The following is a 12211-nucleotide window of genomic DNA, read 5'->3' as shown; positions in this document are numbered from 1 at the left end:
CGCAATTGGATGCCATGATGAATAAGATCGAGCCAGGCTGTTTGCCACCATTACCTCTCGGACCATTACCGCGCCGTCTATCGCGCCAGTCGGTGGTGGCGTGGGGCGATAACCGCGTCACAGTTGGTGGAGATGCTCCGGTGCGAGTGCAATCAATGACCAATACCGATACCGAGGATGCGATTGCAACTGCCATTCAGGTAAAGGAGTTGGCACGTGCCGGATCGGAACTGGTGCGCATTACCGTGAACACCCCAGAAGCCGCTGCACAAGTGCCCTATATTCGCGAGCAACTCGATAAGATGGATGTGAAGGTGCCATTGATTGGCGACTTTCATTACAACGGCCACACCTTACTCAAAGAGTATCCCGATTGTGCCAAGACCTTATCGAAGTACCGTATTAATCCCGGTAATGTGGGCAAGGGCGCCAAGCGCGACCCACAATTTGCGCAAATGATCGAGGCGGCTTGCCATTACGACAAACCAATCCGCATTGGTGTGAACTGGGGCAGTCTTGATCAAGAGTTGCTCGCGCAGATCATGGATGAGAACGCAAAGCTGCCCACTCCCAAAACCTCTCAAGAGGTGATGATTGAAGCCTTGATTCAGTCGGCACTTCAATCGGCCAGTAAAGCGGTTGAGCTCGGCATGAACCCTGATCAGATTACGCTCTCGTGCAAAGTGAGTGGTGTACAAGATTTAATTGCAGTCTATCGCGATCTCGCTAGACGTTGCGATTACTCCTTGCATCTCGGGCTCACCGAAGCTGGCATGGGTAGCAAAGGTATCGTGGCATCCACTGCAGCACTTGCAGTGCTCTTACAAGAAGGAATTGGTGACACCATTCGTATCTCCTTAACACCTGATCCTGGTGCGCCGCGTGAGAATGAGGTGATTGTCGGGCAAGAGATCTTGCAAACCATGGGATTGCGCAATTTCACGCCGATGGTAATTGCTTGTCCTGGATGCGGTCGCACTACGAGCACCACCTTCCAAGAACTGGCAGCCAAGATTCAATCGTATCTACGTCAACAAATGCCAGTGTGGAAGAAAACCCATCCAGGCGTGGAGAATATGAACGTGGCAGTGATGGGTTGTATCGTCAATGGCCCAGGCGAGAGTAAGCATGCCAATATCGGTATCTCTCTACCAGGCACTGGTGAGAGCCCCGCAGCCCCAGTGTTTGTCGATGGTGTGAAGGTTAAAACTTTACGCGGTGAGGGGATCGCCGAAGAATTTCAACTAATCGTCGACGAGTACGTTAAAGCCAATTACCATGCAAAAAATTAATGCCATCCGCGGCATGAACGATCTGCTGCCTAAGGATGCAGCAGCTTGGTCTTATCTCGAGCGCACCTTAGCGGATCTGACTCGAGCCTACGGCTATGAACAGATTCGGACACCCATTGTGGAATCCACCGCACTATTCCAACGCGGTATCGGTGAGGTGACTGATATTGTCGAGAAGGAGATGTACTCCTTTGAAGATCGACTCAATGGAGAGCAACTCACACTGCGCCCCGAGGGAACCGCAGCAGTCGTGCGCGCTACGATTGAACACAATCTAATTTATGACGGCCCCAAACGGCTTTGGTACACAGGACCCATGTTTCGGCATGAGCGCCCACAGCGTGGACGCTATCGCCAGTTTCATCAATTTGGGATTGAGGCACTGGGATTTGCAGGACCAGACATTGATGCCGAGATCATCTTGATGGGCCAACGCCTGTGGGATGAACTGGGTTTGCAAGGCGTGCGTTTGGAGCTCAATTCCCTGGGCGAGGCGCCCGAACGCGCTGCGCATCGCCAAGCACTCGTTGATTACTTTACGCAACACCACGCACAATTGGATGAGGACTCGCAGCGACGTTTACAAACCAATCCACTGCGGATTTTGGATTCGAAGAATCCAGCAATGCAGGCTCTCATTGAGGGCGCCCCCAAACTCTTGGAGTTTTTGGGTTCAGAGTCCTTAGCTCACTTTGAAGCAGTACAAACGCTCCTAAAGGCTAACAACATTCCATTTAAGATCAACCCACGACTGGTGCGCGGCTTAGACTATTACAACCTGACCGTGTTTGAGTGGACCACCGAGGCATTGGGTGCCCAGGGTACGATCGCCGGCGGTGGTCGCTACGACCCCTTGATGGAGCGGATGGGTGGTAAAAGTGCCCCAGCCTGCGGTTGGGCGATGGGTATGGAGCGCGTACTCGATCTGATGGCGATCTCGGAAAGTACTCCCGCTAGTGAACCCGTATGCGATGTGTATGTCTTGCATCAAGGCGGCGAAACTCTGGTGCAAGCCATGATTGCCGCAGAGGCGCTGCGTAGTGCCGGAATTGATGTGATTTTGCATTGCCCACCCGATGGGCAGAGTGCAAGCTTTAAATCTCAAATGAAGAAAGCGGATGCCAGCGGTGCGCAATTGGCTCTGATTATTGGTCCTGATGAGCTTGCCCGTGATGAGGCGCAGTTAAAAAATCTGCGCGGCACCGGTGAGCAACATGCCGTGCCACTCTCTGGCTTATTGGTGGCCGTGGTGGATGCTTTAGTGGATTCTTAGCCATAAAGCATAAAATAAGCGTTTGAACAATTGAAGAAAGCAGTATTGGAATGGCACTTGACCTCGAAGAACAAGAGAACCTAGCGAACCTCAAATCGTTTTGGGCCCGCTATGGCAATTACATCATCGGTGTTATTACCGTGGCATTGCTCGCCTATGCCGCTTTCAATCTTTGGGGCTGGTATCAGCGCAGCCAAGCAGCCGATGCGGGTAAGTTGTACGAGACCCTGATTAATGCAGTCACGAAGAACGAGAAAGATAAAACCTATCTCGCCGCCGATGATCTGCAAAAGAAATACGGCGGTACCACCTATGCTGCCATGGGCAACCTCGTGGCTGCCAAGATTGCGATGGATAGCAATGACGCTGCGAAAGCACAAGCGTATTTGAAGTGGACCGCCAATAAAGCGAGTGATGATTCGTTTCGGGCGCTGGCCCAATTGCGTCTCTTAGGACTTCTGATTGATCAAGGAACGGAAGCCAGCCTGAAAGAGGCCGATCAACTCCTCAAAGAAAAAGCCGTCAAAGGATTTGAGCCTTTATGGATTGAGCGCCGTGGCGATTGGTATTTGGTGCAAAAGAAGATTCCGGAGGCCCGCACCGAGTACCTCAAGGCGATGAAGGCGATGCAAAGTGATAAAGCCTTTCCAGAGGACGCACGTGGTTTGTTGAAAGTGAAGATTGATGCCGTAGGGGGTATGTAGTGCAAGTTTTGCGCTGGGGACTCATTGCATCACTTTCACTTGCATTGATTGCTTGTTCTGGCTCGTCTAAAGTTCGCAAACCCGCTGAGCTCGTCAATGTTAGTAATCAAGTCGAGCTTGCTGAGGTTTGGTCAACCAATGTAGGCAGTTCGATACCCGCGAACTTCCGCCCCGTGGTTGCTGGCGATCATGTATTTGCGGCATCTGCGCGTGGCACCCTTAGTAAATTAAATATTCAGAATGGACGCGTGGTGTGGGAAGTTAGTGTTCCTGAGAAACTCTCGATTGGTCCGGGATCGGATGGTAAGACCACGGTTGTGGTGAGCGCGGAAGGCAATGCCTACGGTTACGATGAGTCGGGCAAAAATATTTGGAAGACCCCGATTGGTAGCGAGGTGCTCTCCGATCCGATTGTGGGGGCGGGGGTGGTAGTGATACGTACCCTGGACCATCGCTTTATTGGTCTGGATGCAACGACGGGTAAGCGGCGTTGGATCTATCAGCGACAACAGACTCCTTTGTCGTTGCGTGTCGGCTACGGCATGCTCCTGGTGGGTAATGATGCAGTGGTGACTGGATTTGGGGGCGGTCGCTTTGGAGCACTTGCGCTCTCCAACGGCGGTCTCATCTGGGAATCGGCCGTCTCCTTCCCCAAGGGCTTCTCTGAGATTGAGCGCTTAAATGATGTTACCAGTCGACCCAGCTTAGAAGAAGGGCGTCTTTGCGTAGTCTCGTATCAGGGCAAGATCGGTTGCGCAGAACTGCGTAGCGGTAATTTAGTGTGGTCGAAGGACTTCTCAAGCTATACCGGTACCACCCAAAGTACCGAGTTTGTGTTTGCTGCCAATGAAAAATCCCATGTGTATGCCTACCGTGCAAGCGATGGTGTGCAAGTTTGGGAGAACACCCAGTTAACCTGGCGTGATGTTGGTGAGCCACTGGCGATTGGACGCGTGGTGATGATGGGTGATAAACAAGGCTATGTGCATCTTCTGAATCAAAATAGTGGTCAGATGGTCTCGCGTATTCGTCACGACAGCTCACCGGTCACAGCAGCACCGATTGCAGCCGGGGGCGTGATCATCATTGCTTCTCAAGGTGGCAAGATTGCGGCGTATCGCCCGCGTTAAGACCCATTACTCATGAAACCCGTTATTGCCATCGTGGGCCGACCCAATGTCGGCAAATCCACCTTATTCAATCGCTTAACCAAATCCCGTGATGCCTTGGTGGCGGATTTTCCTGGACTCACGCGCGATCGCCACTATGGCAACGGTCGAGTGGGGGATCGTGAATTTATTTGCATTGATACGGGCGGCTTTGAGCCCGTTGCCAAGACCGGCATCATGGCCCAGATGGCCAAGCAAACCAAGCAAGCGGTCGCTGAATCGGATCTGGTGATCTTTTTAGTCGATGGCCGACTCGGACTTGCACCGCAGGATCGCGTGATTGCGGATTTCTTGCGCAAGACCGGACGCCCGGTGATCTTGGCAGTGAATAAGACCGAGGGTATGTCAGCTAGCGTGGTCACCGCTGATTTTCATGAACTGGGTCTTGGTCAACCCGAGCCCATTTCCTCTGCGCACGGCGATGGAGTGCGGGCTTTAATTGAAGAGGCTCTTGATCAGCTGCAGATCCCCGAACCTGAGCCCGATGATGCTGCCGTTGCCGATGGCACGCGACCCATGAAGATTGCGGTGGTCGGTCGACCCAATGTCGGCAAGTCCACCTTCATTAATACTTTGCTTGGCGAAGATCGGGTGATTGCTTTTGATCTACCCGGCACCACGCGCGATGCCATTGAAGTCGAGTTTGAGCGCAATGGCAAATCCTATGTCTTAATTGATACGGCAGGGCTGCGCCGGCGTGGCAAGGTGTTTGAAGCGATCGAAAAGTTCTCGGTGGTCAAAACTCTGCAAGCAATTAACGATGCCAATGTGGTGATCTTGATGCTCGATGCCCAACAGGATATCTCGGAGCAAGACGCACACATTGCTGGCTATATTGTGGAAGCAGGGCGCGCATTAGTAGTAGCTGTGAATAAATGGGATGGCATTGATGCCTACGTGAAAGAACGTGCTCGGGTTGAGATTGCCCAAAAGCTTCGCTTTCTAGACTTTGCCAATGTGCATCCCATCTCAGCTAAAAAAGGATTTGGGATCAAAGAGCTGTTTAAGGATGTGGATAAGGCCTATCAAGCTGCGATGGCGAAACTCTCCACGCCCAAACTGACCCGCGCCATGATCGATGCAGTAGCACACCAGCAGCCCAAGCGGGTGGCCAAGGGTCGACCCAAACTTCGCTATGCCCATCAGGGTGGTATGAACCCCCCAATCGTGATTATTCATGGGAGTGCACTGCATGGGATTACCGATAGCTACAAACGCTATCTCGAAGGGCGCTTTCGGGAGATCTTTGAGCTGCGCGGCACCCCCTTGCGGATTGAGTTTCGGACTGCGGCAAACCCTTATGTCAAGGATGAAAAACCACGCCGTAAGTAGGATTTGTCACACAAATACAGAAATCCATTAATTAGGGTTAATATCCTTATAGAAAACATCAGTGTTGTATACAAAAGCAAGACTCCCTAACTTAAATAACGATTAAGGAGCAGTATGAATACCAAACAAGTCCAGTTGCTGCAGGACCCTTTTCTCAATGCCTTGCGTAAAGAGCATATTCCGGTATCCATCTACTTGGTAAACGGAATTAAGTTGCAAGGTAACGTTGAGTCATTTGATCAATACGTGATTCTGTTGCGCAATACTGTCACGCAAATGGTCTACAAGCATGCGATATCGACCGTGGTACCCGCCCGAGCTGTGAGCTTTAGGGCAGACGATGAGGACGCTCCAGCTGCATAACACCGGAGTCGAGGAGGTCCGCGCGGTATTGGTTGGGATTGATACCGGCAAAGACGATTTCCCAGAAAGCATGGCTGAGCTTGCACTCTTGGCAGAGAGTGCGGGCTCCATTCCAAGTGCCTCGGTGATTGGTCGCCGCGGCAGTGTGGATCCATCCTTATTCATCCGTTCCGGTAAGGCCAATGAATTGCTGCGGGCCATGAAGGAGCACGATGCTGAACTCGCGATCGTCAATCACGCGATTTCCCCAACCCAGCAACGTAATCTTGAGCGGCATCTCGGTAAACATGTGATCGATCGCACGGGGTTGATTCTGGATATTTTTGCCCAACGCGCGAAGAGTCATTTGGGTAAGACTCAGGTGGAGTTGGCCAATGTGCGCTATCGCATGTCAAGGCTAGTGCGCGCTTGGAGTCACTTGGAACGTCAAAAGGGTGGTATTGGTCTGCGTGGTGGCCCGGGTGAGACCCAGATGGAGTTGGATCGCCGCATGCTCGCCACTAAAGCAAAACGCTTAGAAGCCGAGCTTGCAAAGTTGCAACGTCAGCAGCGCACTCAACGTCGGGCACGCGCTCGCAATGAGGTGTTCTCGGTGTCTCTAGTGGGGTATACCAATGCCGGTAAGTCCACTTTATTTAATGCGCTCACGAAAGCCGGCACGTATGCTGCTGACCAACTCTTTGCAACCTTGGATACCACCTCTCGACGGGTTCACTTGGAAGAGGGGCGACAAATTGTCCTTTCTGATACTGTGGGATTTATTCGTGAGTTACCCCATCAATTGGTGGAAGCCTTTCGGGCCACGCTCGACGAAACAGTGCATGCGGATTTGATCTTGCATGTGATCGACGCCTGCAGCCCCGTTGCGAAGGAACAGCAGGCCCAAGTCGAGGCAGTTCTCAAGGAAATTGGGGCGGATGGTATTCCCCGCTTAGAGGTCATGAACAAAATTGATTTGATGCCACAGACCTTTACGAAGGGTCCCCAGATTGAGCGTGATATCCATGGAGTGCCCTATAGGGTCTTTATATCCGCTCAAGCCGGTATGGGTTTAGACCTCCTGCGTGAGTGTCTATGCGAGTTTGCGCACAGGACTGATAAACTAAAGGTTGAGCACGCTGACGTCCAACATCGCAAGGCGCATGGCGATCTGCTCCAACCCTTAACCGATAGACCAGAAACCGCTGATTTTGATTTCCATTCGACCCGAAACTATTCGCCAAACACTCCATAAAGTAGGTGACTACTTTAAAGGGTTTTTCTCCGTCAATGATCCTGGCTGGGGAAATAATTACCAAGCACCCAAAGGGGATAAAGACCCCAAAGAAGGTGGTGATCAGGCTCAGCCCAATGATCCAATCGGGCAGTCTCAAGGTAATCGCCGTCCTAATAGTGGGCCACCTGATTTAGATGACCTCTGGCGTGACTTTAATGACAAGTTGAATAATCTCTTTGGCGGTAAGAAGCGCCCATCGGGCGGTGGTCAGCCCCCAAGTGGTGGTGGTCGTAAGCCACCGCAATTTAATGTTGAAGGCTTTAATCCTAAGACGGCTAGTTTGGGCGCCTTGGTGATTGTGACCCTAGTATGGCTCTTTAGTGGCTTCTTCATGATTCAGGAAGGTCAGGCGGGCGTCGTTCTCACCTTTGGTAAGTATGATTACACCGCGCGCCCCGGTATTAACTGGCGGATGCCCTGGCCAATTCAATCAACCGAGACCGTGAACTTATCAGCCGTTCGTTCGGTTGAGATCGGTCGCTCGGTCATGATTAAGGGTACCAATCAAAAAGACTCCTCGATGTTGACCGAAGACGAGAACATCATTGATGTGCGTTTTGCAGTTCAGTACCGCTTAAAAGATCCGATGGAGTACCTCTTTAATAATCGCGATCCAGACATGGCCGTAGTTCAAGCCGCTGAGACCGCGGTGCGTGAGATTGTGGGACGTAGCAAGATGGATACGGTTCTGTATGAAGGTCGTGAGAAGATTGCGATTGATCTGGCGCTGGCTATCCAAACTATTTTGGATAGTTACAAAACCGGTATCTTTGTGACCAGCGTAACCGTGCAAAACGTACAACCGCCTGAGCAAGTTCAGGCCGCGTTTGATGATGCAGTGAAAGCCAGCCAAGACCGAGAGCGTCTCAAGAGCGAGGGTGAGGCCTATGCGAATGACATCCTGCCGCGCGCCAAAGGTACTGCAGCTCGTCTGATTCAAGAGGCTGAGGGTTATCGAGCCAGAGTCTCGGCGATGGCTGAAGGTGATGCCTTGCGCTTTAAACAAATTTACAGTGAGTACGCGAAGGCTCCACAGGTGACCCGCGATCGGATGTACATCGACACCATGAAGGAAATCTATAACAACGTCTCGAAGGTCTTGGTGGATACCACCAAGAGCAATAGCTTGTTGTATCTACCGCTCGACAAAATCATTAATCAGGTAACCACCGAGGCACAGCAAGCTGCCCAAGTGCAGGGCGCCACGCTGCCTGGTGTTGTATCACCGAATGCCATCTCCGCTCCTGCCCCCAATGCATCCCCTTCGCCCGCAGAGCGCGCTCCAGAGCGTCGTGAGGGCTTGCGTAGTCGTGAACGTTAAGAATCGAGGAAAAAGTTATCATGCCTAATCGTCTCCTTGGTCTTATTCTGGGTCTAATCGTTGCGTTTTATTTGATTAGTTCTTGCATCTTTGTAGTGGATCAACGCAAGTTTGCGGTGGTGTTTGCCTTCGGTCAGATCGTACGAGTAATTGAAGAGCCAGGTCTGCAGTTCAAACTTCCTGCGCCATTCCAAAACGTCATCTTTTTTGATCGTCGCATCATGACGATTGATAATCCCGATGCTGAGCGCTTCATTACTGCTGAGAAGAAAAACCTCTTGGTGGATTCGTATGTGAAATGGCGCATTATCGACCCGCTTAAGTTCTTCGTGAGTTTCCGTGGCGATGAGCGTTTAGCAACGGATCGTATGAATCAGCTCATTCGGTCGGCATTGAACGAAGAGTTCACTAAACGCACCATCCGCGAGATTATTTCTGAGCAGCGTGATCAGGTGATGCAGGGCATCCAGAAAAAAGTGGAGGACGATGCCAAAGCCATTGGTATTGAGATCGTCGACGTTCGTCTCAAGCGGATTGACCTCCTGGCCGAGATTAGCGATTCGGTTTATCGCCGAATGGAAGCCGAGCGTAAGCGCGTTGCGAATGAGTTGCGATCCACTGGTGCGGCAGAGTCCGATAAGATTCGGGCGAATGCGGAGCGTCAGCGCGATGTGATCTTGGCAGAGGCCTATCGTGATGCCCAGCGCATTAAGGGAGCAGGCGATGCGCGTGCCACCGCTTTATACGCAGATGCATTTAACCGTGACCCGCAGTTTGCTCAGTTCTATCGCAGCCTTGAGGCGTATCGCAATTCGTTCAAGGATAAGAAAGACGTGATGGTGATCGAGCCGAGTAACGACTTCTTCCGGTTCATGCAGAAGAAGAACTAATCGAGTTCACCATGAACCGTTGGTTATTGCCCGAGGATATTGCTGATGTATTGCCAGCCCGGGCTCGTAAGATCGAGGAGTTGCGGCGCCGCTCGCTCGATCTGTATCAATCCTATGGCTATGAGCTCGTTAGTCCGCCGTTATTGGAGTTCTTGGATTCGCTCTTAACTGGGACGGGATCTGATCTTAATTTGCAGACCTTCAAGCTAGTTGATCAGCTCTCGGGCCGCACCTTAGGCTTGCGTGCCGACATCACACCTCAAGTAGCGCGCATTGATGCGCACCTTCTCAATCGCGAAGGCGTAACCCGTCTGTGCTACGCAGGGTCGGTGGCGCGGGTGCGCACACCACCAGGCTCGACCTCGCGTGAAGAGTTGCAATTGGGTGCCGAGATTTATGGGCATTCCGGATGGGAAGCTGATCTCGAGGCAATCCAACTCCTTCTGAAAACACTTAGCCAAGCTGGCATTGGCAAGATCTATTTGGATCTCTCACATGCCGGCGTTCTCAAAGGAATCTTGGGGAATTTAGTATTGAGTCATGCTGATACCGAGACCCTCTACACCTTATTACAAACGAAAGACCGGCCGAGTCTCGCTCAATGGGTGAGCCAGTTTGCTCCCTCGATTAGCAAGCCTTTATTGGCATTATTGCAACTCAATGGAGCATGTGCCGAGGTCTTGGCCAATGCCCGTTCTGGCCCCTTGGCCTTGCCCAGTCAGTCTCTGATTGAGCAATCTCTCAAAGACCTAGAGCGTTTGATTGAGGCGATCAGTCGCTTATCCGATCAACTCGAGCTCTCACTTGATCTGGCGGACTTGCGTGGCTATCAGTACCACAGCGGTGTGATGTTTGCGGCCTATGTCGATGGTTTACCTCAGCCGATTGCGCGAGGTGGGCGCTATGACCATGTGGGTCAAGCCTTTGGTCGCTCACGTCCGGCTACGGGGTTCTCTCTTGACCTGCTCACGCTGGCCGACCTATCGACGATTTCCATCAAGCGCCAGGCTATTCTGGCGCCATGGTCGGACGACCCTGCTTTAAACCGTCGCATTGCAGAGTTACGCGCCGAGGGTGAGGTGGTGATCCAGGTTCACAAAGGGGATGACGCACATTCTGAGGAGTTTGAGTGCCAACGCGAGCTCGTTAAGCAGGGCACTGGCTGGGAACTAAAATCACGTGCCTAGTGGCTTGATCACTACAATTAGGCTAAATCAATAAAAAATGAAGTGGAATGGATATGAGTAAGTCTCGGGGTCGTAATGTTGTCGTGATTGGCACGCAGTGGGGCGATGAGGGGAAGGGCAAGGTGGTTGATTGGCTCACCGATCACGCACAAGCCGTCGTACGCTTTCAGGGTGGACATAACGCCGGACACACACTCATTATTGGTGGCAAGAAAACCATCTTACGCCTGATTCCTTCAGGGATCATGCATCCTCAAGTCATTTGCTATATCGGCAATGGTGTAGTGCTCTCACCGGAGGCTCTATTTAAAGAGATTGGCGAACTTGAAAGCGCAGGTCTTAATGTACAAGGACGCTTAAAGATCTCCGAAGCAGCCACGCTCATTCTTCCGTACCACGTGGCGATTGATCATGCGCGTGAGAAAAAACGTGGCAGCGATAAGATTGGTACGACCGGGCGTGGAATTGGTCCTGCGTATGAAGATAAAGTAGCTAGACGAGCACTCCGGGTACAAGACTTCTTTTATCCCGAACAATTTGCCTCTAAGTTGCGCGAGAACTTGGATTATCACAACTTCGCATTAACTCAGTATTACAAAGTGGATGCTCTAGACTTTAATCGTGTGCTTGATGAAGCCATGTCCTATGCGGAGCGCATTAAACCCATGGTGGTGGATGTCTCAAGCGCACTCTATGCGGCTGAGCAAGCGGGTCAGAACCTTCTCTTTGAAGGTGCACAGGGCACCTTACTTGATATTGACCACGGTACTTATCCCTTTGTGACCTCGAGTAATTGCGTTGCTGGTAATGCGGCTGCTGGCTCTGGTGTGGGACCCGGTTCATTGCATTACATCTTAGGAATCACCAAGGCCTATTGCACCCGGGTGGGCGCAGGACCATTCCCCAGTGAGCTGTATGACCATGAGAACCCCAATAAGCAAGATCCGGTAGGTATTCGCTTGGCTGAAGTTGGTAAAGAGTTTGGATCAGTGACCGGACGACCACGGCGTACGGGTTGGCTTGATGCCGCGGCACTAAAACGCTCCATCCAAATTAATGGTCTCTCTGGCTTGTGCATCACGAAGCTTGACGTGCTCGATGGTATTGAGACCATTCGTCTGTGCGTAGGCTACAAGCTGGATGGCAAGACCTCGGATGTTTTGCCACGAGGTGCTGAAGCGGTCGCGCGTTGTGAACCCATCTACGAAGACTTTAAGGGCTGGACTGAGAGTACCGTTGGGATTACAGATTGGAACAAGTTACCCAAGACCGCTCAAGACTATCTCAAACGCGTGCAAGAGATCTGTGGCAAACCGATTGCGATGGTCTCTACCGGACCAGAGCGGGATGAGACCATCCTCTTGCAGCATCCGTTTGAAGATTAAATGAGGATTGGTATTTAAT

Annotated in this window: 11 protein-coding genes; all 11 read left to right on the top strand. The window is 51.7% G+C overall.

All coding sequences use genetic code 11. The features are described from left to right. Positions 1-14 precede the first annotated feature (14 nt). The 11 genes from ispG to QUE60_RS05095 all read left to right on the top strand — a co-directional run bounded on the left by ispG (position 15) and on the right by QUE60_RS05095 (position 12192). Positions 15-1292, top strand: a complete 1278-nt coding sequence (gene ispG / locus QUE60_RS05145) for a flavodoxin-dependent (E)-4-hydroxy-3-methylbut-2-enyl-diphosphate synthase (RefSeq protein WP_458574782.1) — start codon at positions 15-17, stop codon at positions 1290-1292. After that, the gene (gene hisS, locus QUE60_RS05140; RefSeq protein ID WP_286226280.1) at positions 1279-2565 is read left to right on the top strand and encodes a histidine--tRNA ligase; all 1287 of its coding nucleotides are present in this window, start codon (positions 1279-1281) and stop codon (positions 2563-2565) included. The genes ispG and hisS overlap by 14 nt, the downstream gene beginning before the upstream one ends. Before the next feature lie 50 nt (positions 2566-2615). Next, positions 2616-3269 carry a YfgM family protein gene (locus tag QUE60_RS05135; protein WP_286226279.1) on the top strand — a complete coding sequence of 218 codons (654 nt, stop codon included), beginning with the start codon at positions 2616-2618 and terminating at the stop codon, positions 3267-3269. After that, positions 3269-4399, top strand: a complete 1131-nt coding sequence (bamB, locus tag QUE60_RS05130) for an outer membrane protein assembly factor BamB (RefSeq protein ID WP_286226278.1) — start codon at positions 3269-3271, stop codon at positions 4397-4399. The genes QUE60_RS05135 and bamB overlap by 1 nt, the downstream gene beginning before the upstream one ends. A 12-nt stretch (positions 4400-4411) precedes the next feature. Further along, a complete protein-coding gene (gene der / locus QUE60_RS05125) occupies positions 4412-5770 on the top strand; it encodes a ribosome biogenesis GTPase Der (protein ID WP_286224873.1) in 1359 nt (452 codons plus the stop codon). 114 nt (positions 5771-5884) lie between these two features. Beyond that, positions 5885-6133: an RNA chaperone Hfq gene (gene hfq, locus QUE60_RS05120; RefSeq protein WP_108508513.1), complete on the top strand. Its 249-nt coding sequence runs from the start codon at positions 5885-5887 to the stop codon at positions 6131-6133. Beyond that, on the top strand, positions 6111-7367 hold the full coding sequence (gene hflX, locus QUE60_RS05115) for a GTPase HflX (protein ID WP_286224872.1): 1257 nt from the start codon (positions 6111-6113) through the stop codon (positions 7365-7367). The genes hfq and hflX overlap by 23 nt, the downstream gene beginning before the upstream one ends. Continuing rightward, positions 7324-8730, top strand: a complete 1407-nt coding sequence (gene hflK / locus QUE60_RS05110) for an FtsH protease activity modulator HflK (RefSeq protein WP_458574781.1) — start codon at positions 7324-7326, stop codon at positions 8728-8730. The genes hflX and hflK overlap by 44 nt, the downstream gene beginning before the upstream one ends. Positions 8731-8750: 20 nt before the next feature. After that, on the top strand, positions 8751-9620 hold the full coding sequence (gene hflC / locus QUE60_RS05105) for a protease modulator HflC (protein ID WP_286226277.1): 870 nt from the start codon (positions 8751-8753) through the stop codon (positions 9618-9620). 11 nt (positions 9621-9631) lie between these two features. Continuing rightward, positions 9632-10807: an ATP phosphoribosyltransferase regulatory subunit gene (locus tag QUE60_RS05100; protein ID WP_286226276.1), complete on the top strand. Its 1176-nt coding sequence runs from the start codon at positions 9632-9634 to the stop codon at positions 10805-10807. A gap of 53 nt (positions 10808-10860) precedes the next feature. Further along, on the top strand, positions 10861-12192 hold the full coding sequence (locus QUE60_RS05095) for an adenylosuccinate synthase (RefSeq protein ID WP_286226275.1): 1332 nt from the start codon (positions 10861-10863) through the stop codon (positions 12190-12192). Positions 12193-12211: the final 19 nt, after the last annotated feature.

The sequence above is a fragment of the Polynucleobacter sp. HIN11 genome (assembly GCF_030297675.1).
In the GTDB taxonomy this organism is placed as follows: domain Bacteria; phylum Pseudomonadota; class Gammaproteobacteria; order Burkholderiales; family Burkholderiaceae; genus Polynucleobacter.
Note: the sequence above shows the minus strand (reverse complement) of the source record. Positions and strands in the feature narration are given on the sequence as shown.